At 56.6% G+C, this 24347-nt stretch carries 19 protein-coding genes; 16 read left to right on the top strand and 3 right to left on the bottom strand.

Annotated features, from left to right (window positions below):
* The first annotated feature begins 256 nt into the window (after positions 1-256).
* From dnaE to AC2FHX_RS08215, 3 genes are all read left to right on the top strand, one after another.
* Positions 257-3757 carry a DNA polymerase III subunit alpha gene (gene dnaE / locus AC2FHX_RS08225; protein ID WP_496701141.1) on the top strand — a complete coding sequence of 1167 codons (3501 nt, stop codon included), beginning with the start codon at positions 257-259 and terminating at the stop codon, positions 3755-3757.
* 89 nt (positions 3758-3846) lie between these two features.
* Entirely contained in the window at positions 3847-4059 is a 213-nt protein-coding gene (locus AC2FHX_RS08220) for a YMGG-like glycine zipper-containing protein (RefSeq protein WP_496679382.1), read from the top strand.
* Between the two features lie 20 nt (positions 4060-4079).
* Positions 4080-4433 carry a hypothetical protein gene (locus tag AC2FHX_RS08215; RefSeq protein ID WP_496679379.1) on the top strand — a complete coding sequence of 118 codons (354 nt, stop codon included), beginning with the start codon at positions 4080-4082 and terminating at the stop codon, positions 4431-4433.
* A 4-nt stretch (positions 4434-4437) separates the two neighbouring features.
* On the opposite strand, the gene AC2FHX_RS08210 is transcribed toward AC2FHX_RS08215, so the two are convergent.
* Positions 4438-4632, bottom strand: coding sequence for a SlyX family protein (locus tag AC2FHX_RS08210; protein WP_142638896.1), 195 nt, complete (start codon positions 4630-4632; stop codon positions 4438-4440).
* A gap of 128 nt (positions 4633-4760) precedes the next feature.
* Between AC2FHX_RS08210 and hisS the strand changes: the two genes are divergently transcribed.
* From hisS to hisG, 3 genes are read left to right on the top strand one after another with little or no spacing between them, the layout of a single operon-like run.
* Entirely contained in the window at positions 4761-6287 is a 1527-nt protein-coding gene (gene hisS / locus AC2FHX_RS08205; RefSeq protein ID WP_496701139.1) for a histidine--tRNA ligase, read from the top strand.
* 3 nt (positions 6288-6290) lie between these two features.
* Positions 6291-7379 (top strand): ATP phosphoribosyltransferase regulatory subunit, encoded by a 1089-nt coding sequence (locus AC2FHX_RS08200; protein ID WP_142638892.1) that lies wholly within the window; start codon positions 6291-6293, stop codon positions 7377-7379.
* Complete coding sequence (gene hisG, locus AC2FHX_RS08195) at positions 7376-8065, top strand: ATP phosphoribosyltransferase (RefSeq protein WP_142638890.1); 690 nt, start codon at positions 7376-7378, stop codon at positions 8063-8065. Before AC2FHX_RS08200 ends, hisG begins: the two co-directional genes overlap by 4 nt.
* Here hisG and AC2FHX_RS08190 read toward each other — a convergent pair whose 3' ends face one another.
* Positions 8066-8497, bottom strand: a complete 432-nt coding sequence (locus tag AC2FHX_RS08190) for a DUF1489 family protein (protein ID WP_496701136.1) — start codon at positions 8495-8497, stop codon at positions 8066-8068.
* Positions 8498-8625: 128 nt separating this feature from the next.
* On the opposite strand from AC2FHX_RS08190, the gene AC2FHX_RS08185 reads away from it, so the two are divergent.
* The 4 genes from AC2FHX_RS08185 (at position 8626) to AC2FHX_RS08170 (ending at position 14629) form a co-directional block, all read left to right on the top strand.
* Positions 8626-10908 (top strand): adenosylcobalamin-dependent ribonucleoside-diphosphate reductase, encoded by a 2283-nt coding sequence (locus tag AC2FHX_RS08185; protein WP_142638886.1) that lies wholly within the window; start codon positions 8626-8628, stop codon positions 10906-10908.
* Positions 10909-11490: 582 nt separating this feature from the next.
* The gene (locus AC2FHX_RS08180) at positions 11491-12462 is read left to right on the top strand and encodes an ABC transporter substrate-binding protein (protein ID WP_496692282.1); all 972 of its coding nucleotides are present in this window, start codon (positions 11491-11493) and stop codon (positions 12460-12462) included.
* Positions 12463-12529: 67 nt separating this feature from the next.
* Positions 12530-13558 carry an ABC transporter permease gene (locus tag AC2FHX_RS08175; RefSeq protein ID WP_074738236.1) on the top strand — a complete coding sequence of 343 codons (1029 nt, stop codon included), beginning with the start codon at positions 12530-12532 and terminating at the stop codon, positions 13556-13558.
* A 12-nt stretch (positions 13559-13570) separates the two neighbouring features.
* Positions 13571-14629, top strand: coding sequence for a quaternary amine ABC transporter ATP-binding protein (locus AC2FHX_RS08170; protein WP_073256172.1), 1059 nt, complete (start codon positions 13571-13573; stop codon positions 14627-14629).
* Between the two features lie 33 nt (positions 14630-14662).
* Here AC2FHX_RS08170 and AC2FHX_RS08165 read toward each other — a convergent pair whose 3' ends face one another.
* The gene (locus tag AC2FHX_RS08165; RefSeq protein WP_496701133.1) at positions 14663-15586 is read right to left on the bottom strand and encodes a LysR substrate-binding domain-containing protein; all 924 of its coding nucleotides are present in this window, start codon (positions 15584-15586) and stop codon (positions 14663-14665) included.
* 237 nt (positions 15587-15823) lie between these two features.
* Between AC2FHX_RS08165 and AC2FHX_RS08160 the strand changes: the two genes are divergently transcribed.
* From AC2FHX_RS08160 to AC2FHX_RS08135, 6 genes are all read left to right on the top strand, one after another.
* A complete protein-coding gene (locus AC2FHX_RS08160) occupies positions 15824-17428 on the top strand; it encodes a fatty acid--CoA ligase (RefSeq protein ID WP_496701131.1) in 1605 nt (534 codons plus the stop codon).
* The gene (locus AC2FHX_RS08155) at positions 17425-18111 is read left to right on the top strand and encodes a dimethylsulfonioproprionate lyase family protein (RefSeq protein WP_074738242.1); all 687 of its coding nucleotides are present in this window, start codon (positions 17425-17427) and stop codon (positions 18109-18111) included. Before AC2FHX_RS08160 ends, AC2FHX_RS08155 begins: the two co-directional genes overlap by 4 nt.
* An 11-nt stretch (positions 18112-18122) precedes the next feature.
* The gene (locus AC2FHX_RS08150) at positions 18123-20243 is read left to right on the top strand and encodes a 3-hydroxyacyl-CoA dehydrogenase NAD-binding domain-containing protein (RefSeq protein WP_074738244.1); all 2121 of its coding nucleotides are present in this window, start codon (positions 18123-18125) and stop codon (positions 20241-20243) included.
* The gene (locus AC2FHX_RS08145; protein WP_496701128.1) at positions 20240-21424 is read left to right on the top strand and encodes an acetyl-CoA C-acyltransferase; all 1185 of its coding nucleotides are present in this window, start codon (positions 20240-20242) and stop codon (positions 21422-21424) included. The genes AC2FHX_RS08150 and AC2FHX_RS08145 overlap by 4 nt, the downstream gene beginning before the upstream one ends.
* A 129-nt stretch (positions 21425-21553) precedes the next feature.
* Positions 21554-22573 carry an AraC family transcriptional regulator gene (locus AC2FHX_RS08140; RefSeq protein ID WP_074738248.1) on the top strand — a complete coding sequence of 340 codons (1020 nt, stop codon included), beginning with the start codon at positions 21554-21556 and terminating at the stop codon, positions 22571-22573.
* A gap of 194 nt (positions 22574-22767) precedes the next feature.
* Positions 22768-23946 carry an acyl-CoA dehydrogenase family protein gene (locus AC2FHX_RS08135; protein ID WP_496701126.1) on the top strand — a complete coding sequence of 393 codons (1179 nt, stop codon included), beginning with the start codon at positions 22768-22770 and terminating at the stop codon, positions 23944-23946.
* Positions 23947-24347 lie beyond the last annotated feature (401 nt).

Genomic DNA, 24347 nt, shown 5'->3' with positions numbered 1-24347 from the left:
CTAGATGTTAGAAACAGCGCAGCCAATCTGGCAAGAAAAACCGCGCTTCTGATGTATCATTTCATTGGTCCGATCCTTGTGTTTCATGTGGTTTCGATGTTCATCACATTGAAAATAAAAGGTTTTGTAGCATGTTTCACCCTCAGAGTCCGAAGCACCTTATGGATTTCCCGAACAATCAGCGCCTGTTTTTTTGGCAATCCGAACCTAAGGTTCAGGCTTTTGTACCATCACTGGCTGCGATAGCGTGGGCGGCATGAGCAGCACTCCACGATTCATCCACCTCCGCGTTCACACCGAATATTCCCTGCTGGAAGGCGCCGTGCGGCTGAAAAAGCTGCCTGGTCTGTGTGAAAAGCTTGAGATGCCCGCCGTCGCCGTCACGGACACCAACAGCATGTTCTCTGCGTTGGAGTTTTCGGTCACCGCCAGCGGGGCGGGTGTTCAGCCGATCATGGGGTGCCAGGTCGACCTGACCTACCTGCAGGCGCAACCGGGCGAGAAAGCGAAAGCCCCCGCGCCGCTGGTGCTGCTGGCGCAGTCAGAGGTCGGGTATGAAAACCTAATGAAGCTCAGCTCTTGCCTGTATGTGGACAAGGGCGGGCAGTTGCCGCAGGTGACATTGGATGAACTGACAGAGCGCTCGGATGGTCTGATCTGCCTGTCTGGCGGCCCCGACGGACCGGTGGGTCGCTTGTTGCAGCAAGGGCAGCGCCCAGCGGCCGAGGTCTTGGTGGATCGCCTTGCAACCATGTTCCCGGATCGTCTGTATGTCGAATTACAGCGCCATCCAGGCGAGGGTGGTCAGCCCGAGGCCGAACGTCTGACCGAGCGCGGCCATGTTGAAATGGCCTATGCCAAGAACCTTCCGCTGGTGGCTACCAACGATGTCTACTTCCCGACCACGGACATGTACGAAGCGCATGATGCGTTGATCTGTATTGCCGAGGGCGCTTATGTCGATCAGCAGGATGGCCGCCGCCGTCTGACCGCACAGCATTATTTCAAGTCGCAGCAGGAAATGGCGACCCTGTTCGCCGATCTGCCCGAAGCAATCGAAAACACGGTCGAGATCGCCAGGCGCTGTGCGTTCATGGCCTATCGCCGCGATCCGATCCTGCCGAAATTCGCCGATGACGAGGTGGCCGAGCTGCGCCGCATCGCCAATGAAGGTTTGCAGAAACGTCTGGCCGTGATCCCGCATGCGGTAACCCCTGAAGAGTATCAGAAGCGGCTGGATTTCGAACTGGACATCATCGAGGGCATGGGGTTTCCGGGTTATTTCCTGATCGTTGCCGATTTCATCCAATGGTCAAAGGATCAGGACATCCCGGTTGGGCCGGGGCGGGGCTCGGGCGCGGGGTCGCTGGTGGCCTATGCGCTGACGATCACCGACCTTGATCCGTTGCGTTATTCGCTGCTGTTCGAACGTTTCCTGAACCCCGAACGGGTATCGATGCCTGACTTCGATATCGACTTCTGCATGGACCGCCGCGAAGAGGTGATCCGCTACGTGCAGCAGAAATATGGGCGCGACAAGGTTGGGCAGATCATAACTTTTGGCGCGCTGCTGTCGAAGGCCGCCGTGCGTGACATCGGGCGGGTTTTGCAGATGCCATATGGGCAGGTGGATCGCCTGTCCAAGATGATCCCGGTCGAAGGGGTGAAACCCGTCTCGATTGAAAAGGCGCTTAAAGACGAACCGCGTCTGCGTGAAGAGGCGCGTAATGAAGAGGTTGTCGATCGCCTGCTCACCTACGGCCAACAAGTCGAGGGGCTGTTGCGGAACGCATCGACCCACGCGGCTGGCGTGGTGATTGGCGACCGTCCGCTGGATGCGCTGGTGCCGCTGTATCAGGATCCGCGTTCCGACATGCCTGCGACCCAGTTCAACATGAAATGGGTAGAACAGGCCGGTCTGGTTAAATTCGACTTTCTGGGTCTGAAAACCCTGACCGTGATCCAGAATGCGATGGATCTGATCTTCAAATCCGGGCGCGACCTGCATATCGCTGCTGATGGCACCGAGCTGTACGAAGCCGCCGAAGGGGCCGCGAACCAGATTAACGCCATCCCGCTGGATGATGAAGCGACTTACAAACTCTACTCAGCGGCCAAGACCGTAGCGGTGTTCCAAGTGGAATCCTCGGGCATGATGGATGCGCTCAAGCGGATGAAACCGGATTGTATCGAGGATATCATCGCCCTCGTCGCGCTATACCGTCCGGGCCCGATGGAGAACATCCCCAAGTTCTGCGAGGTCAAGAACAAGCTGAGCGAACGGGACACGCTGCACCCTTCCATCGACCATATCCTGGACGAAACCCAAGGCATTATCGTCTACCAGGAACAGGTTATGCAGATCGCTCAGGAAATGGCGGGCTATAGCCTTGGCGGAGCGGATTTGCTGCGCCGCGCGATGGGTAAGAAAATTCAGGAGGCGATGGATGCCGAGCGGCCTAAGTTCCTCAAAGGCGCTGCTGAGAATGACGTGGACGAGGCTAAGGCGACTGAGGTCTGGAACCTGTTGGATAAATTCGCCAACTATGGCTTCAACAAATCCCACGCTGCCGCCTATGCCGTGGTCAGCTATCAGACCGGCTGGTTGAAGGCGAACCACCCGGTCGAGTTCATGGCCGGGGTCATGAACTGCGATATCCATCTGACTGACAAGCTGGCGGTTTACTTCGAGGAAGTCCGCAAAGGGTTGGAACTGCCTTACATACCGCCCTGCGTGAACCGCTCGCAATCCACGTTTGACGTGGTGGATCAGCATCTGGTTTACGCGCTGGGCGCGTTGAAAAACGTCGGCGTTGAGGCGATGAATTTGGTAGTAGAAGGACGTGCAGGCAAACCGTTCGTCAACCTCTTCGACTTTGCCCGCCGCGTTGATCTGAAGAAGGTCGGCAAGCGGCCCTTGGAAATGCTAGCGCGTGCTGGCGCGTTTGATGAACTCGACAAGAACCGCCGCCGCGTCTTCGAAAGCCTTGATCCACTGGTGCAATATTCAGCTGCGATCCACGATCAGAAGAACTCGAACCAGGTATCGCTGTTCGGCGAGGCGGGCGACGACCTGCCCGAGCCACGCCTTTCGCCGACGCCGGACTGGTTGCCTGCCGAGCGTTTGAGCGAAGAGTTCAAGGCCATCGGATTTTACCTGTCCGGCCACCCGCTGGATGATTATATGCCTGCCCTAAAACGCAAGCAGGTACTGACACTGGATGAGGTGATGGAAAAGGCACGCTCGGGTCCGCTGATCGCCAAGATGGCCGGTGTAGTGGCTGGGCGGCAGGAACGGAAATCTGCGCGCGGAAACCGGTTTGCCTTTGCCCAACTTTCTGACCCTACAGGTGCCTATGAGGTCACACTGTTTTCCGAAACGCTGGAGAAATCCCGTGAGTTTCTGGAAACCGGTGCACAGGTGGTGCTGACCGCCGAAGCAACGATGGAGGCCGATCAACTCAAACTTCTAGGCCGGTCCGTCGGGCCGGTAGATGCGGTCGTGGCCGAGGCAGGGGCGACCGGGCTGCGCATTTTTGTTGATCAGCCGCAGGTTCTGCCCACAGTTGCCAAAGTTCTGGAAGATGCCGCTGGCGCAGCCAAGGGGGCTGCGAAAGGGCCTATCCATCTGTGCCTGCTTGATCCTGGCCTGCCGGGAGATGTCGAGATGGACCTTGGCCAGGAATTCCCGATCAACCCGCAGATCAAAGGGGCGATCAAGTCGCTGGACGGCGTGATGTCGGTTGAGGAAATCTGACCGCCCCGGAAAAGTTGCCTGACATTCGCCCGCCGGATAGGCTGAGGACTGAAAGAGATTTTCTGGTGATGCCACAGGAGGGCAACCATATGACGATCCCACATTTCGGTTTTCGAACATTGATATTGGCCGCGTCGATGGCCTTGGTCACCGCCGGGTCGGCGGTGGCGGACGACAAGAAGAAAAAGAACACCATCGAAGGCGCGTTGATCGGGGCGGGCGTCGGTGCTTTGATTGGTGATGGCAAGGGCGCGGCAATCGGCGGCGTGGCCGGTGCCCTTATTGGACATAACTGGAAATGACTACGATGCGTTTGACCCAAATGAAAACCGCTCTCGCAAGCCTGTGCATGATCGTTCCGGGCATGGCCATCGCCGACGAAGCTGCTGAACAAATGGTTCAGGACGCATTGCCCGTCATGTATCATACCTGTGCAACGGTGGTTGAAGAGTCGGACGGTGATGAGGCCTATATCTTTGCGGTTGTCGAGAAGATGACAGCACTGTCGATCTATAACCGCCAGATTGATATCAATGATCACGCAAGCACGGACGAGGACAAAGCGAAACTGCGCGAGACCTTCATAGCCGCATTGAGAGAGGGCTGCGCCGAGGACCAGCATGCCCTGTTGGGCGGGGTTGTCGACAATGCGGTGAAAACGACGCTCGGCTTGTAATCGCTCAGTAATGCGGTGGGCGTTCGTCTCCTAGGATGATGCCGCCTGATCCTTCTTGTGCCCGTTCACCTTCGCGGCGCATCAGCACCTCAACCCGGCGGGTCAAGTTGTCGATCTCATCCTGCTGGCGCGTGACGATTGTGTTCAGATCTTCGACCGTGCGGGTCAGATGGGCGATCTGCTCTTCCAGATGTTGCATTGGAAACTCCTGTCTCGGGCCGGTCATAACGGCACCGGCTGTGCAAGGCCAGCGAAAGCGCGCCTTGCCCCGAAACGGGCCATGGGATAGACCGCGCGCGGAACACTTAACGCCCAAGGACGCCCCAAATGGCCAAGCCCAAGAAACAGCCCCGCCCTAAGGCCGTAACGCCGAAGGGGTTTCGCGACTATTTTGGCGAGGAAGTTACGCAGCGCACCGAGATGCTGCGGACTATCGCGGGTGTCTATCATCGCTATGGCTTTGATGCTTTGGAGAGCAGCGCGGTCGAAACGGTCGAAGCGCTGGGCAAGTTCCTGCCTGACGTAGATCGTCCGAACGAAGGCGTCTTTGCCTGGCAGGAATTTGATGAGAACGACAAGGGCGATTGGATGGCCCTGCGCTATGACCTGACCGCGCCATTGGCCCGCGTCTATGCGCAGCATCGCAACGATCTGCCGACACCGTATCGCCGCTTTGCGATGGGTCCGGTCTGGCGCAACGAAAAGCCAGGCCCGGGGCGGTATCGTCAGTTTTATCAATGTGATGCGGATACGGTGGGTACCGCATCAATGGCGGCGGATGCCGAGATTTGCGCCATGTTGTCGGATACGCTGGAAGAGGTCGGAATTGATAAAGGTGACTATCTGATCCGCGTCAACAACCGTAAGATTATGAATGGCGTGCTTGAAGTGATGGGGCTGGGTGATGATCCGGCGGCACGGGAAAACGTCCTGCGCACAATCGACAAGTTCGATAAGGTGGGCGAGGCCGGTGTGCGAGAGTTACTAGGCAAAGGGCGTCTGGATGCATCGGGTGCATATATCGATGGCGTTGGGCTTCAAAAAGAGCAAATAGATCGCGTCACCCAATTTCTTACGGCGCGACGACGACTGGATGTTCTCGGCCCAGATGACGATCCAAACTTCGGCTACAATGAATCTGTCTTGAACACAATTATGAATTTGGTATCGGAGTCTCGTGAAGGCATAGATGGCGTAAGAGAGTTGATGGAAGTAGTAAATCTGCTTTCTGCTCAAGGTTATGGCCCAGACCGTATCGTCATCGACCCATCGGTCGTGCGTGGCCTGGGCTACTATACCGGCCCGGTCTATGAGGCCGAGTTGACCTTTGATATCTTGGATGAGAAAGGCCGCAAGCGGCAGTTCGGCTCTGTCGCAGGCGGCGGGCGCTATGACGATCTGGTCAAGCGTTTCACTGGACAGGAAGTGCCCGCGACCGGCGTCTCGATCGGGGTTGACCGTCTTTTGGCCGCCCTGCGCGAAAAGGGGCGGATCAGCGCACAGGCCAAGGGGCCGGTGGTTGTCACCGTCATGGATCGCGACCGCATGGCGGATTATCAGGCCATGGTGGCCGAGCTGCGCAATGCAGGTATCCGGGCCGAGGTCTATCTGGGGAACCCCAAGAACTTTGGCAATCAGCTGAAATATGCGGACAAGCGGAACTCACCCATTGCGGTCATCGAAGGTGGTGATGAAAAGGCGAACGGGATCGTGCAGATCAAGGACCTGATCCTTGGCGCCAAGATTGCAGAAAGCGCCACGCTTGAGGAATGGAAAGAACGCCCAAGTCAGTTTGAGGTTCCGCGCGGTGATCTGGTCGCCAAGGTGCGCGAAATTCTGGACAATCAGGACTGAGCCATGGCCAACCGTACTCAGATACAGACGCGCGCCGCGATGATGCGGGTGCGTTTCGAGACCGCAGGTGCCCGGGTTGTTGATCCGCCTCTGTTGCAACCGGCTGAAACGTTGCTGGACCTCTATGGGGAAGACATTCGCGCCCGTGCTTACGTGACCTCGGATGCGCTGCATGGTGAACAAATGCTGCGCCCGGATTTCACGCTGCCGGTGGTGCAGATGCACATGTCCGACGGTGCCGAACCGGCGCGCTATACCTATTCGGGTGAGGTGTTTCGGCGGCAGGAACACGATCCGGATCGCGCGAATGAATATATCCAGGTCGGGTATGAGGTGTTTGATCGCACCGATCCGGCCAGTGCCGATGCCGAAGTGTTTTCGCTGTTCGCGTTGCAACTGCGTGGGTTGCCCCTGCGGGCGGCAACCGGCGATATCGGTATTCTGACCGCTGCTGTCCAGGGACTGAGGACTTCCGACCGGCGCAAGGCGGCGCTGATGCGCCATCTGTGGCGGCCCCGCCGTTTTCGCGTCTTGCTGGACCGTTTCGCTGGGCGCAAGCCGGGGCCTGAAGGACGCAAGACCTTACTCGAGGCTGCTGACCCTTTGGCAACCGACGCGCCTATGATCGGCAAGCGCCGCGCCTCTGAAATTCAGGCGCGGATCGAAGCCCTGCGTGAGGATCGTGATACCCCACCGATTTCCGACAACGAACTGGCCGGGTTGGAAACCCTGCTGAACGTCCGCGAAACCATGCCCTTTGCGCTTGAACAGCTGCGCGACGTGGCGGTGGACTTGCCGCAGATCACCCCGGCACTGGACCGGCTTGAGGCGCGGATCGCGGCCTTGCAAGCGCGCGGCGTGGATGTGGACAGGTTGGATTTCGAAGCGTCTTATGGCCGGACCTCGATGGAGTATTATGATGGGTTTGTCTTTGGTTTCTACGCCGAGGGCCGGCCGGATTTGCCGCCTATTGCCACTGGGGGGCGCTATGATGCACTGACCCGCCACTTGGGCAAAGGGGCAGAAATCCCCGCAGTTGGCGGCGTGCTGCGCCCGGACCTGATGCTGGAGATAGAGGAGGACGCCCAATGAGCCTGAAACTGGGCGTGCCTTCAAAGGGCCGGTTGATGGAAAAGACCTTTTCGTGGTTCGAAAAGCGCGGCATCAGCCTGTCTCGCAGTGGGTCGGACCGCGAATATGCCGGTAAGGTGGAAGGGATCGAGGGTGTCTCGCTGATCCTGTTATCGGCGGGGGAAATTCCGCGTGAATTGGCTGCTGGTCGCATTCATCTTGGCGTCACTGGAATTGATCTGGTGCATGAAAAACTGCCACGCTGGGAACAGCAGGTCGAAGAAGTATCTCCGCTTGGGTTTGGTAAGGCCGATCTGATCATCGCTACGCCAGCCTGCTGGGTCGACGTGGACACGCTTGATGACCTTGACGCGGCGGCAGCGGCTTTTCGCAAGACCCACGGCCACCGCCTGCGGATTGCCACCAAATACCACCGGTTGGTGCGTGAATTTCTGACAGATGCGGGCGTGGCCGATTATACGCTGGTCGACAGCCAGGGGGCGACCGAAGGCACGGTAATGAATGAAACCGCCGAAGCGATTGCCGATATCACGTCAACGGGGGAAACCCTGCGCGCCAACCACCTGAAAATCCTGACAGACGGGCTGATCCTGCAATCGCAAGCAACCCTATGGCGCAGCCGGGTGGCCAAGTATACGGACGAAGACAAGGATGTTCTGACTGAGGTGCTCGACCGTCTGGCCTGACTACAGCACGCCGATATCCGCCAGCGCGCGGTTTAGATCATCGGGCAGGGCATCGTCCTGCGCGCGGGTTTTTGGCAGATCGGCGGGGGTGTCGTCGGGCTTGAGATAACGCCACCCCTGAAAGGGGCGCTTCAGGGCGTTCTGGGTGCGATGAACCTCAGGATCCAGAATAATGGCGCAGCGGCGAATGCCGTCATCCCCGATCACTTCGTCCATACGTAGGATGCGCTGACGGCATTGCACAACGCCTTTGATCACCCAATAGATTGATCCGCCATTCAGAATCTCTGCCTCGCGTTTGGGCCACATGCGTGTCACGTGGCGCGGCAATCCGTCCTCGTACAGAGGCATGCGACTCTCCTGCCATGCGATCAGCGTGTCGACGCTTTCTGATCCGACGGACAGTTTTATGAGGTTTACGTACTTATCCACAGCTTTCCCACAGAGTCGTCCCAAGGCTACCTTTATATTGTAGCCTTCTGCACCGCTTCATCAAGGTGTTGTGGTGAAGGTGCGAATTGGGCTAATCTGGATACCTCTTTCAAGACAGGGAATCACCAATGAGCCGCTTTGCCGCCCCCATCGCCGAGCAGATCTGGGACATGAAATACCGCTTTAAACAGGCGGATGGAACACCCATCGACCAAACGGTTGAAGACAGCTGGCGCCGTATCGCTCGCGATCTGGCCCGCGTGGAACAGGACCCTGCTCATTGGGAAGACAAGTTCTTTGAGGCGTTGGAGGATTTCAAATATCTGCCCGCCGGACGCATCACCGCCGGTGCGGGCACTGCACGCCGGGTGACCCTGTTCAACTGTTTTGTCATGGGAACCATACCAGACAGCATGGGCGGTATTTTCGATATGTTGAAAGAGGCCGCCCTGACCATGCAGCAGGGTGGGGGGATCGGCTATGATTTCTCAACCATTCGTCCGCGTGGGGCGGATGTACACGGGGTGGCGGCGGACGCCTCGGGGCCGCTGAGCTTTATGGATGTGTGGGACGCGATGTGCCGCACGATCATGTCTGCGGGGTCGCGCCGCGGGGCGATGATGGCGACCATGCGCTGCGATCATCCCGATATCGAACAGTTCATCACCGCCAAATCCGACCCGGCCCGTCTGCGCATGTTCAACATGTCGGTTCTGGTGACAGATCCGTTCATGGAGGCAGTCAAGGCCGATGGCCCGTGGGAACTGGTGTTTGATGGCAAGGTCTATCACACCATCCAGGCCCGCGATCTATGGAACAAGATCATGCAGGCCACTTACGACTATGCCGAGCCAGGTGTGATCTTCATCGATCGGATCAATGCGGCCAACAACCTCAGCTATGTCGAGACCATCGCGGCGACGAACCCCTGCGGTGAACAGCCCCTGCCGCCGTATGGCGCCTGTCTGTTGGGCTCGATCAACCTGGCGCGTCTGGTGGCCGGACCGTTCGAGGATGCCGCACATCTCGATGAGGCCGCGCTGCAAGAGCTGGTCGCCACCGCCGTTCGCATGATGGACAATGTGGTCGACGCCTCGAAATTCCCGCTGGCCGAACAAGAGGCCGAGGCGCAAGATAAACGCCGCATTGGTTTGGGTGTCACCGGGCTGGCCGATGCACTGTTGATGCTGGGTCTACGCTATGGCTCTGACGAGGCGGCGCGTCAGACCGAGCGCTGGTTGCACGCAATCGCCCGCGCCGCGTATCTGGCGTCGGTCGATTTGGCAAAGGAAAAGGGGGCGTTTCCCTTGTTCGAAGCCGAGAAGTACCTGGCCAGCGGCACAATGCTGCAGATGGATGACGACGTACGCGATGCGATCCGCGAACACGGCATCCGCAACGCGCTGCTGACGTCGATTGCCCCGACGGGGACGATTTCCCTGTACGCGGGCAACGTCTCTTCGGGGATCGAGCCGGTCTTTGCCTATGCGTATACGCGCAAGGTCCTGCAAAAAGATGGCTCACGCACCGAAGAAGAAGTCGTGGATTACGCCGTTCAGATGTGGCGCGACAAGTTTGGTGATAAGGACCTGCCCGACTATTTCGTCAACGCGCAGACGCTGCCTCCGTCTGATCATGTCAAGATGCAGGCGGCGGCACAGAAATGGATCGACAGCTCGATTTCCAAGACGATCAACTGCCCCGAGGATATCAGCTTTGACGCTTTCAAAGATGTCTACATGCAGGCCTGGGATCAGGGCTGCAAAGGGTGCACGACCTATCGCCCCAACGATGTGACGGGGTCGGTTCTGACCGTATCAGAGAGTGCCGACAAAGCTCCTGGAGAAAGTGCGGATGCGCCGCACGAGGTTGATGGCGGCGATGTCATCTATATGTCCGAACCGCTGGACCGCCCACAATCGCTAGAGGGGTCAACATATAAGTTGAAATGGCCCGACAGCGAGCATGCGATTTACCTGACCATAAATGACATTGTCATTGGCGGCCGCCGTCGTCCGTTCGAGGTATTCATCAACTCCAAGAACATGGAGCATTATGCATGGACGCTTGCGCTGACCCGCATGATCTCGGCCGTGTTCCGTCGGGGCGGTGATGTGTCTTTTGTGGTCGAGGAACTCAAGGCGGTGTTCGACCCGCGTGGCGGGGCCTGGGTGAAAGGCAAATACATCCCCTCGATCCTGGCCGCGATTGGCGGAGTGATCGAGCAGCACCTGATCAATATAGGCTTCCTTGAGGGCGAAGGGATGGGGCTGAAATCCGACCCTCAGGCGCAAGTGGTCAACCTCGACGGCCCCCGCGGCAAAGCCTGCCCGTCCTGCGGTCAGTTCGACATGGTGATGATCGAAGGATGCATGACCTGCCGTAGCTGCGGTCACTCTAAATGCGGGTGATCTGAAGTAGTGGGTTTGTTGTTGTGAAAACCAACAACAGTTTGCAATTTGACCAGCTTAAATTGCAATTCTGACCACTAAAAGTTTGCCATCGCCTCTATCGGGCGGTGGCAAATACCTTTCTGGGAGTGAAGAAAGCCCAATCAGCGTTCGGTCATGATATCCGTTCTGACTGCTGAATTTAGTGAAGCGGGCCATATCGGACATTCATCGCAAAAGAAGCAAATGACCGTAGGGCGCCCACATTGACTCAATGCTGCATCTCGCTCGAATGAAAGTGACGTGTCCTGAATGGGCATCCCTGAGTGTGATGACACCTCGTTCTGTCTCTTAAAAAAGATCTGAGAACTCACCTGCATATGTCACACAAAGAATTGCATCTAACACGTATTCGTTGGAACGATGTTCACTGTGCACGAGCTTGGCTGTGACATTCTACCTGTAAGCAATTGTACATGATTCAAAATTCTTTTCAGTTTTTTACTCTTGGGCCTATCGGTACAAATCATCGCTACAAATAAGGCGAATTTTGGATTGGAGCGTTTCTCTGCCCCTGTTTCGCCGATGACAAGGAGGAAATAAATGTTCAAGATATCAGCGGGTCTCGGGTGTGTATTTGCTGCGGCAATCACCGCTTCGGCGGCCCAGGCAAACGAATGCGGTGAAGTATCACTGATGCAGGCCGATTGGGGGTCAGCGCAAATTGTGACCGCGGTCTCGAAGTTTCTGATGGAGCAAGGCTATGGTTGCGAAGTGACCACGGTTCCGCTCTCGAGCAACCCTGCGCTGGCATCCGTTTCCGAGACAGGAGAGCCCGATATTCTGACTGAAATCTGGACAAACGGCGCGCCGGCTTACCAAGGGCTGGTTGACTCAGGTGCAATCATTCCTGTGACCGAAGTTCTGTCAGATGGCGGTGTCGAAGGGTTCTTTGTTCCGAACTACCTTGTGGAGGAGCATCCGGAACTGGCAACAATTGAAGGCATCGCAGCCAACCCCGAACTCGTCGGAAATCGCTTTCACAATTGCCCCGAGGGATGGACCTGTCTGAATGTCAGCACCAACCTGATGAAGGCAGGCGGGCTGATTGATGCAGGCATTGAAAACTTCGTGCATGGATCAGGCGAAACCCTTGCGGCTTCGATCGCGGCCGCCTACGAAAACAAAGAGCCGTGGTTCGGCTTCTATTGGGCACCGACATCGGTATTGGGCAAATACCCGATGACCCTGGTCGAAATGGGCCCCCATGACCCTGAAAAGCATGCCTGCAACATCACGGCGGAATGCGAGACGCCAGCAATGAGCGCCTTCCCCCGCAGCGAAGTGGTTACAGTTCTTTCCAAGGAATTCATGGCCGAAAACGCAGAAATCTCTGAACTGATGACAAATCTGTCCTTCACCAACGCACAGATGGGCGAAACGCTGGCATGGGTCGAGGACAACAATGCCTCCTACGATGAAGGTGCTGTGCACTTTCTGACGACCTACAAGGATGTCTGGGGGGCGTGGCTTAACGATGCTGCGCGCGACAAACTTTCCGCATTGCTGCAGTAAACTGCACGAACAGGGGCATCCTCAGTGATGCCCCTAACGCACTGAAGAAGATCGGAAAGTGGGATAAATGGCCTTCTATGACAAGTTATTCAGCGCATTGGGTTTGAGCGAATGGTGTGGCACGCCAGACGATAAAGCGCCTCTTTCGCTGGCGGACCTTGCGGCGCAAGCAGGAGGAGAAGAGGCCTCTGGGCCGCTCATTCCAATTCCCTCGTTTGATAATCTGCACGAAAGCTGCAACCGCATATGGCAGTCGCGCGATGTAACCAACGGGATCGAAGAAGGGTTTCTGGCAGCCAAACCGGTCCTGAAAACCGTTCTGGACCCGATCACACAGCCATTGAGCTGGATATTGGATGGCGCACTTTGGCTGTTTGAAGCGACGCCATGGTTCATCATGGTCCCGCTTCTGGTGGCGATTTCCTGGTACGCGTCGCGTTCGCGCCCTGTGACGATCTTCGTCGCCGTCTCGATTATGCTGCTGGCCGTCGTAGACCACTACGATGTGGCGATGCAGACTCTGTCGATCATCTTTGTATGTACGACGATATCGGTGCTGTTCGGTGTACCCATTGGCATTGCCATGTCGAAATCTGACCGATTGCAAAAAAGCGTGGTTCCGTTACTCGACCTGCTGCAGACCCTGCCGACCTTCGTGTACCTGATCCCTCTGATTTTCTTGTTCTCGGTCACGGAATCCAAACTCTACGGGATTGCAATCATCCTTTACGCGATTGTCCCTGTGATCCGCCTGACCGATCTGGGCATCCGGCTTGTCGACAGGGACGTGATTGAGGCGGCCAATGCCTTTGGCATGACAGATCGCCAGAAACTGTTGCGGGTGCAACTCCCTTTGGCGTTGCCCAATATCATGGCCGGAATAAACCAGACCATCATGATGAGCCTTGCCATGGTCGTGATCGCCTCTCTTGTTTCGGCCCCTGGCCTTGGCGTGAACGTGTTGCGCGGTATCCGAAACCTTGAACTGGGTGTGGGCATCGTCGCTGGCATCGGCATTGTTCTGCTGGCCGTGATCCTTGACCGCGTGTCCAAGGCAGCTCTCACACGGGTCGATAAGACCCAAGTCAAACATTAAGGAGCCGGTTCAATGACACAACCAATGGTCCGCCTGTCCGGGCTCTATAAAATATTTGGCGCCCGCGACAAGGACGTGTTGCAGCATGTCAAAGGAGGCATGGGCAAGGAAGAATTGCTGGCGCAGCACGGGCACGTGTTGGGGCTCAACAATATCAACGTCGATATGCAGGCGGGGGAAATCACAGTGGTCATGGGCCTGTCCGGCTCTGGGAAATCTACTCTGATCCGCCACCTGAACCGGTTGATCGAACCCACTGCGGGCGAGATCATCGTGCAGGGTGAGGACGTGATGCAACTGTCCGAGGACGGGTTGCGCCATGCTCGACAGGAAAAGATGTCGATGGTGTTCCAGAAGTTCGCGTTATTGCCGCACAAGACCGTGCTGAAGAATGCAGGCATGCCCTTGTCGGTGCGTGGCGAAGACGAGGCCACCTGCGACCGCGAAGCCGCGAAATGGCTGGATCGCGTCGGTCTGAGCGGGTTCGAGAACCATTATCCGGCGCAGCTGTCTGGTGGGATGCAACAGCGTGTGGGCATTGCTCGGGCACTGAGTGCAAACACACCGATCATGCTGATGGACGAGGCTTTCTCGGCACTTGACCCGCTGATCCGGACCGACATGCAGGACCTGCTGCTCGAGCTGCAAAAAGAGCTGCACAAGACCATCATCTTCATCACGCATGACCTTGATGAGGCGCTGAAGCTGGCCGATCACCTTGTGATCTTGAAGGATGGTTTTGTTGTACAACAGGGCGAGCCGCAGCATATTCTGTTGAACCCTAACGATCCCTACATCGAAGACTTCGTGAGCGACATCAACCGCGCACGGGTTCTGCGGGTGCGCTCGGTTATGACCCCACTTGGGGATGACAAAGTGCCCGCGGATGCCCATGGCGAAGTGGACGTGAACGACACGCTCGAAAGCATGATCGCGCGGTCCGGCGGGGATACGTCACACGCCTATGTTGTCAAGGATGGGGAGCAGACGGTCGGCACACTGGACATGACCGAACTGGTTCGCGCTCTCGTCCCTCGTGTTGCCTCCGAAGCAGGTGCGCGTCAGTCCTGACGCGCGCTGACGGCAGAGCTGTAATTCAACAGATCAGGCCCGGAAGAACCGCATGGCTGGGTCGGCCTCGATCTGTTCGAACAGCCAGTCGATAAATGTATCGAGCTTGGGGTTGGGTGCACGCTCTTTTTGCGTCGCCAGATACCAGCGGCCTGGCTCTGGCACCGAAATGTCGAACGGTCTGACCAAGCGCCCCCTTTCAAGATCACGCGTGCAAAACGGTGCCCTTGAGATGCTCATTCCGTTGTTGTTCAAAACGGCTTCGCGGACAAGCGGGTAATTGTCGAAAACAGAGCCAAATTTCATCGTTTCGCGATCTAAGCCCGCCGCATCCAACCAGCAGTCCCAGTCATCCGGCTCATTCCATGTGTTTGGGACACTCAGCAACAGGTAATTTTTTAGCTCTTCCAGCGGCATTCCACCGCTTGCGGTTTTCAAGGCCTCCGGAGCACATACTGGAAAGATATCGGTTTCGAACAACGGGCTATAGTCAAACCGTTTGTCAAATGGTGGTGCATTGAACACGCCCACATCGAACCGGTGCATGTCATAATCACCGTCTTCAAAGGTAGAGACGATGCGCACGCGTGTGTCTGGATTATCCTGAAGAAAGTCTGCCAATCTGGGCTGTAACCACATTGTATTGAAACTTGCGTAGGACTGAACGAGCAACACGTCCGGTTCCTCAGGTGTCTGGATGCGCCGAGTGGCTTTGATGATTCCCTGAATGTGTTCGCGTACTGGTGGGTAATACTGCTCGCCAGCCGGTGTTAGCTCGACCGAACGGCTTGTGCGTTCCAGTAGTTTAACGCCGATTGTTGTTTCTAATGCTTTGACCTGGTGGCTGACTGCCGCATGCGTCACACAAATCTCGTCAGCGGCCTTTCGGAAACTCTTGTGACGCGCCACCGCCTCAAAAGCGCGCAGTGAAACCAGCGTGGGCATGTGAGTGGTCATTGCTGCATCTCCTCGATGAAATCAATTCTGCTTACCCTCAAGCAGAGTTATCCGACGACGGGCGCGAATATAGCAGGGTATTGATACTCTTTTTCATAACCTGTCAGGGGGTAGCACGCAATTCGCGGTGCGATGTGATCGGTTAGAATTTCTTGATGAAAGGAAATTTCTTTCAATTCTTCCACGGGGTGAGAAATGCCAGATTAGCAGATAGAGATGTTATGGGATTCCACCTTCATGCCACCACTTTCACCTTCGCCAAATGCATATGGCTATCCGTTGCTGATTAAACACTTGCTGGCCGGATCCCAGCTCGCGTCAGCCAGCCAAAAGATCGTCAGCGGCACCGAAATGCGGTTGAGCTATGCGGACTTGGGCAAACGCGTGCGCCAACTTGCCAATTCTTTAAAGGCGAGCGGGATACATGAGGGTATGCGCGTCGGTGTCATGGATTGGGATACGCACCGTTATCTTGAGTGTTTTTTCGCGATCCCGATGATGGGCGCGTCCCTTTTCACGATCAACGTGCGCCTGTCTCCTGCTCAGGTTCTTTATACGATCAACCATGGGCAACCGGATCTGATCATCGTGCACCGCGATTTCATGCCGCTCATTGAGGGTATCAAATCGGGCTTTGATCGGGACATCACCATCGTGCCGATTGGAGACGGAGAAGGGTATGAAGAGTGGATAGGCGAGGCCCCAGGCTGCTTTGACTTCCCGGACTTCGATGAAAACCAAACGGCAACCCTGTTTTATACGACCGGGACCACCGGCAATCCCAAGGGGGTGAGCTATTCACACCGGCAGTTGGTCCTTCACACATTGGGCTTGATCGCAGGTTTCGGCGCATGGCCCGGGAATGCCGGATTTCATCGCGGCGACGTCTACATGCCGCTGACGCCCTTGTTTCACGTCCACGGCTGGGGATTTCCATATGCCGCAACGATGCTGGGGCTGCGTCAGGTCTATCCTGGTCGATATGACCCTGACACAATCTTGCGATTGATTGCAGACGAAAACGTCACCTTTTCACACTGCGTGCCCACGGTTCTGTCAATGGTGCTCGACCATCCGGGCTGCCCACAAATTGACCTGGACAGATGGAAAGTGATCATTGGCGGGGCCGCTTTGCCGCGAGGCCTGCAGGACCGCGCCGCGGCGGCAGGCATATCCTTGCATGCGGCCTATGGGATGTCCGAAACCTGTCCGTTTCTGACGGTGGCCGATTTGTCCAGCAATGACCCCGAGATGCAGGCGCAAACCGGCTTTCCCGGCCCTCTTGTCGACCTTCGTGTTGTGACACCGGATATGCAGGACGTCCCACATGACGGCGAAACAACCGGCGAAGTTGTTGCTCGGGCTCCCTGGTTGACACAAGGCTATCTGGATAATGCGCAAGCCTCGGATGAGCTTTGGGACGGTGGGTATCTGCATACCGGGGATGTTGGGTATATCCGCGAGAATGGATCGTTGCAGATTACTGACCGCCTCAAGGATGTGATTAAGACCGGCGGCGAATGGATATCCTCACTGGCCCTGGAAAACATAGCATCGTTTTGCAGCGGCGTTGAGGACGTCGCAGCAATCGGGCTGCCGCACGCGAAATGGGGCGAAAGGCCAGTGTTGGTCGCTCAAGCCGCAAAGGATGCCGACCCGGATATTGTGCGCTTGAGAGTCATGGAAGAAATCCAGTCGCGGGTTGACGCAGGCGAGATCTCAAAATGGGCAGTTCCAGACGAGATAATCTTTGTCGCCCGCCTACCTAAAACCAGCGTCGGCAAGCTCGACAAGAAACTCGTGCGGAAAGATATTTCAACGCGCTCGGACTTTAAATCATGACAGACAAACAACGCCGTATTCAGGCGCTTATTCAATCCATTGTCACCTATCTGCAGGCTCACAGAGCTGCCACGCGCGGCGTTGATCTGACGTTGGACAAGCTGGCAGCCATGGACCTGAAGGGTGAGAGGCTCATTGATTTACCTCCCCAAGGAACCCGGCACGATGAGGTTCTGAAGAACGCCATCGCCGGGATTGTCGCCCCCGAATTGCAAGAAATCGCACGTTGTCTGAAAGCTGCCAAAGAGGATCTGGCCTGGCGCGAAGACAACGCCCAATTCTATCCACCTGATGCCGATTTGGGCGAAGGATATGCAAAGTGTAACCTGCATACTTTGCTGATTGGGCCGGACGCATGTGGGCATCATCATCCCGATTTCAGCCTTGGCATTTTCATGTTGGGTCCACGGACGCTGTATCGGGACCACAACCACGATGCGCCAGAGCTTTATCTGAACCTGTCCGAGAAATCTGGTTGGCGGTTTGGCACTCGCGATTGGCAGGATTATCCGGCTGGATCACTTATATGGAACGCAGCTGGCGAGCCCCATGCCACCCGGGTCTATGACCAGCCGTTCATCTCGGTCTTTGTCTGGCTCGAGAACGTGAATTCACCCTGCAATGTAATCCACTTCGACGATTGGGCAGAGATCGAACAAGATCTTGCCAAACAGTCCAATTGAGGTTTCCAAACATGATTTCCATTAAACACACCGAGGGTGTCGCTTTCATTGAGCTGAATGCCCCGCCAGTGAACGCTCTTGGCCTGAAGATGCGGCAGGCGCTTTCCTCGGCCATCCACGAGTTGGACGCCGATGAACAGGTCAAAGCTATCGTTCTATGCTCGGCTCTGCCGCTCTTTTGCGGCGGCGCTGACATCGCTGAGTTTCGTACAGGGGCAGTCTGGGACAAGCCGGACCTGCCAGACCTGTGTGTAACGATTGAAACCAGCAAGAAACCTATTATCGCCGCGATAGCAGGTCCCGCTATGGGTGGCGCGCTGGAGATTGCGCTTGCCTGTGATTACCGTGTCGCCACGCCGGATGCGGTGATGGGCCTACCTGAGATCAAACTGGGGCTGCTGCCTGGTGCCGGCGGCACCCAGCGACTACCCCGGATTGCCGGGCTGGAAGCGGCAACGCAAATGATCCTCTCGGGTGATCCCGTGAAAGGCGAATATGCCCTGTCTTGCGGGCTGGTCGACGCACTGTTTGAAAACAACCAGGATTTTCGCGCGCATGTTTTGGGTTTTGCCACCCGTGTCAGCCATGAGGGCGATCCAAAACGCAGTTGTGCGGATATGACCGTCACACACCCTGATCCGAAGGGATATCTGACGGGTTTCCGAGACCAGATAGCGCACACGTCCAAAAACCTTGTCGCCCCTGAACGATGTTTGGTGTCCATCGAGACCGCGTGCGAAATGCCGCTGGCCGAGGGGTTGGCACAAGAGAAGGCGGGTTTCGCTGAACTGCTCGACACACCTCAATCGCGCGCGGGGCGGCATCTGTTCTTTGCAGAGCGTGAATGCACCAAGGTTCCCGGCGTTACCCGTGCTGACCAACCACGTAGCATTTCATCGGTCGCCGTGATCGGTGCCGGAACAATGGGGCGCGGCATTGCCATCGCCTTTCTGCAGGCGGGGTATCCGGTCACGCTTCTGGAAACCACACAAACTGCGCTGGAACAGGGGCTGGATCAGGTCAGGGAGCATTTCCAACGCGCGGCCCAAAAAGGGCGGCTTAGTGCCAATCGGGCAGAGGCAATCGCCGCCAACGCCACTGGGACGCTTAGCTATGCAGACCTTGCGAAGGCCGACCTGATCATTGAAGCGGCGTTTGAAAGCATGAATGTCAAACGCCAGATTTTCGAAGCGTTGGGCCAGCACGCTAAACCCGGCGCGATACTGGCCTCAAACACATCGACGTTGGATCTTGATGAAATAGCTGCGGTCACGTCCCGTCCGGAGGATGTGATTGGTCTCCATTTCTTCAGCCCGGCGAACGTCATGCGCTTGCTAGAGGTGGTGCGGGGCGCCAAGACCGCTCCCGATGTCATTGCAACGGCAATCATGGTCGCAAAGAAGATCCGAAAGCTCCCTGTCACGGTTGGCGTGTGCTACGGCTTTGTTGGAAACCGGATGCTGGAACCATACTTCCGCGAAGGATCCCGTCTGCTTCTAGAGGGGGCGACACCGAAACAGGTGGATAACGTCCTTGAAGGCTTCGGCATGGCCATGGGCATTCATGCGATGGCAGATCTGGCCGGAGTCGATGTGGGCGCACGCGTGCGTCAGGAACGGCGTAGTGAAATCGCGCATGACCCGACATACCAGGCTGTGCAGGACAGGTTGTTTGAACTAGGCCGACTGGGTCAGAAAACCGGGCGAGGAAGCTATGTCTACGAGGGGCGGACACGGGTCGAAGACCCTGAGATTGTTCAAATCAGTGCCCATTTGGCGGACTTGCATGGCGTGAAGCGCAGGGAAATCGACGATCAGGAAATCCTTGAACGTTGTCTGTTCCCCCTGATCAACGAGGGCTTCTTGATCCTTGAAGAGGGCATTGCAACGCGCCCGGGTGATTGCGACCTGATCTGGGCCAATGGCTATGGCTTTCCGAACTGGCGCGGCGGCCCAATGCACTATGCCGACGAGATTGGATTAAGCCAGATTCTGGGGCGCATGAACCACTATCGGCAGTCGCTTGGCGCCTATGGCGAGATGTGGTTCACGCCTGCGCCTTTGTTGGAAGAACTCGCAACCTCGGGCGTGACACTTACCGCGTATTTTGATGCCAAAAAGGAAAAATCATGAGAGAAGCCGTTGTCGTCTCAACCGCCCGAACCCCGATTGGGGTTGCCTTCAAGGGTGCGCTGAACAACATTAAATCCCCTACCATGATGGGGCACGCCATTCAGCACGCTGTTGAACGTGCAGGCGTGGACCCCGGTACGATCGAAGATGTCGTGATCGGATCGGTCCTTACGGCGGGGACAGCAGGCATGAATGTCGCTCGTTTGTCGGCGCTGGCGGCGGGCCTTCCCAATACGGTGGCAGGACAGACGATCGACAGGCAATGTTCCTCCGGGTTGATGGCCATTGCGACGGCTGCAAAGCAGGTCATTGTGGATGGTCAGAATGTCGCCGTGGCAGGCGGGCAGGAAAATATTTCCACCCTGCAGAATGCCTATCTGAAATGGGCGGGCGATGAGAAAGATCCAAACGTTATCGCCCAATCTGAACATGCTTATATGCCGATGCTGATGACGGCGGAAAATGTGGCGCAGGCATATGGGATCAGTCGTGACGCCCAGGATGAATATGCTGCACTTTCCCAAGGTCGGACGGCCCGGGCTCAGGCTGCTGGCGCCTTTGATGACGAGATTGTCCCGATCACTGCGATAAAGCGGGTCAAGAATCGCGAAACCGGAGAGGAAACCCTGGAAGAAGTGACCTTGTCAAAAGACGAAGGCAACAGGCCGGGTACGACGGCCGAAACACTTGGCCAGCTGAACCCGGTTGTCGAAGGAGGCGTGATCACTGCCGGAAACGCAAGCCAGCTTTCTGACGGTGCCTCGGCTTGTGTGCTCATGGAAGGCAAAATGGCTGAGCAGCGGGGCCTCACACCGCTAGGTATTTATCGCGGCATGGCTGTTGCAGGAAACGAACCGGAAGAGATGGGTGTCGGCCCGATCTATGCCATTCCAAAGCTGCTGAAGAATGCAGGTCTTCGCATCGAAGACATCGGCCTTTGGGAGCTTAACGAAGCCTTTGCCTGCCAGGTTCTGTATTGCCGCGACCATCTTGGGATCGATCCCGAAATCTACAACGTGAACGGCGGTGCGATATCGATTGGCCACCCCTATGGTATGACAGGCGCGAGACAAGTCGGGCACGCTCTGCTTGAGGGGAGGCGTCGTGGTGTAAAATACGTGGTTACGTCCATGTGTGTTGGCGGAGGCATGGGGGCCGCAGCGTTGTTCGAAGTCACCTGAACCCACTGAAATGAGTTCAAGCAGAGCGTTATGTGGTTGAGACATTGACATTCTGTCATCTGCGAAGGTCGACATCTGCATGTGCCGCATTTCATGTCACCCGGAATTGGTGATACCTCCTGACGTGTTATGACCAATGTTACGCCAACGATCCTTTCCACGGTTTCCAGCCAGTTTGTCGATGACTGGCTGGCGGCGCTGCGTGCCCTGTGCCCAGAGGCGCAGATGGCGGCGCTGCTTAGCCGGTCCGGTCTGAACGCGGATACGCGCTCGCCGAATGGTCGCGTCACGCTGGATCAGATCGTTTGCCTCTATCAACTTGCCGCAGTTGAGACCGGTGATGAGATGATGGGGCTTTGGAGCAGACCCGTCCGGCCAAGGGCTCTACAACACCTTCTGACGACTGTCAGAGAGGCCACGTCTCTGTCATCGGCTCTTTACCGGTTTTCGACCTTCTGGAACTTGCTGTTGGATGATTATCAGTTTGTTCTGGATGACGCTGAAGGCGCGTTGGTGCTTACCCTGAAACCACAAGGCGAAGTGCCGCTTCAGCGGTTTGGACATATGCTGATCCTCAAACTTGCCCACGGGCTCATGTCTTGGCTGGCAGGGCATGAGGTTCCGGTTAAGGCCGTTGATTTCGCGTTTGATCGCCCGGACTTTGATCAGGATTACGCGATTATCTTTCCTGCACCACTGCGGTTTGGCCAACCCGCCACCGCCATCGCGTTTGATCCGAATGTAATGGGCCCTGTGCAGACACGAAGCACAGCTGATCTTGACCGGTTTTTGCAAAACGCGCCGCGAGACTGGATTTTTACCTCTTCCCGCGAACACACCCAATCGCTGCGGGTGCGCACGTATCTGGGTCAGACAGGTTGGGATTCGGCGACCTTGACACAGACAGCATCCGCAATGCACATGACCCCGCGCACCCTGATCCGCAGGCTACACTCGGATGGCACGTCGTTTCAGGCCATAAAGGATGCCCTGCGGCGCGACATCGCAATCCGCGACCTGCAGGCGGGGCGCAAAAGCGTTGAGGCCATCGCACTTGATGTCGGATTTTCCTCGGCAGCCAATTTTCACCGGGCCTTTCAACGCTGGACCGGCAGCACCCCCAGTTCGTATCGCAGGACGAATATCTGAGACGCGCTTTTTGTCACTTTTGGACAATACCCTGTCACCACGCGAGATAGAGTGAAGAAGTTTCTCCTGCTAAATATTGCGCAATACATGGCGTTCTCACCTGGTTCTCCTCTAGAAGCTTGACCCGCTGCCTGCTCAGCAGCTGCTGATGTGTGGCGTCATGTGAAAAGAGCCGCTCACAAAAGGACCGACCAATGTCAGACAAACTCGCCACCATACTCCAAGCCGCACGTGACCATGCCGAGCGGGTCATCTTGCCCAATGTGGACGCCTGGAACGCCGCAAAGAAGTGGCCCCGTGATGCGTCTGACAAGGCCGGAGCCGCTGGCCTGACGGGGCTCTACGCCCCCGAGGAGTTTGGTGGTCAGGGCTTGCTGCTGTCAGAAGGTATTCAGGTCTATGAACAACTGGGACTGGGCGATGGCGCCTATGCCTTTGCCCTGTCGATGCATAACATCTGTACCTTCGCGGGCTGCGGCTATGGCACAGATACCTTCAAGGAAACATGGGCGCGGGATCTGACCTCGGGCCGCAAGCTGGCGAACTTTGCACTGACCGAACCGCAATCGGGGTCGGACGCAACAAACATGTATTCGCGCGCCGTGATCAATGATGACGGCACTTGGACGATCAGCGGTGCGAAGGCATGGGTCAGCTTGGCGACCGAGGCTGACATCTATTTCACCGTGGTCAAAACCAGTGACACACCCGGCCACAAGGATATGGCGATGATTGCCATCCCGGCCGACACTCCGGGCCTCAGCTTTGGTCCGCTCTACGATACCCCATCCTACAACTTCCTGCCTCTGGCCGAGATGTACATGGACAAGGTCGTGGTGAGCGAAGACAACATCATCCTGCCAATCGGTCAGGGCTTGCAAGGCTCGCTCATGGCGATCGATATCGCCCGTGTGTCGATTGCGTCAGGATGCTGTGGATTGATGCAAGCTGCCTTGGATACGGCTCTGTCCTATTCCAAGAACCGCAAGATGTTTGGCGGCAAGAACCTCGATCTGGACGGGATCCAGTGGATGCTGGGCGAGGTTGCAACCGATCTTGAAGCCTCCAAGCTGCTTTATCGCAAAGCGGCAGAATCCCTTGGCACACCCGAAGGCCCTCTGATGGCCGCTCATGCCAAACGGTTTGTGCCAGATGCCGCCGTGAAGGCTGCGAACACCTGCACGCAAGTGTTGGGCGGCATGGGGCTGTTGCAGCCTTATGGACTGGATCGTTTGTCCCGTCTTGCACAAATGCTGCGGATTGTGGACGGGACGACAGAAATCAGCCGCGTGGTCATCGGGCGGGCCCTACAAAAACGAGCAGCGACATTGTCTGATCTGCCAGTACCGAAAGGATTTGGTGAGGCCGGCTGAACATCCCACCCACCGGTGAAGCGGAGCCGACCTGAAAATCTCCTCAGAGATCGGTAAAATCGAAACACCGGCCGCGCATATGCGGCCGGTTACTCGAGATTGCATACCTTGGTGCCACTGCAGCGAATTCACCCTTTGTCCGCGCAGCTGACTTTTAGTAATGTTTTGTCGAACGGCGGCTCGCCGGATCATTGATAAGGCGCTTCTATTCAGATTGTCGGTTCGGTCTCTTGAGCAACCGAGTGGGGATTTGCCTTTAAAGGGGTGCGACGAGGCAATCGGTCGCTCCATGAAAAGAAGGTAGTTCATTACGAATTTTTTGGTCAGTATACCGTGCCGCTGTGATATGAGTGATTTGAATTAAAAAGGTTTATCATGTGTGGATAGGTAATGTCAGATGG

Source organism: Ruegeria sp. CDSC042, assembly GCF_059610745.1.
This window is presented reverse-complemented; position numbering and strand designations above follow the sequence as displayed.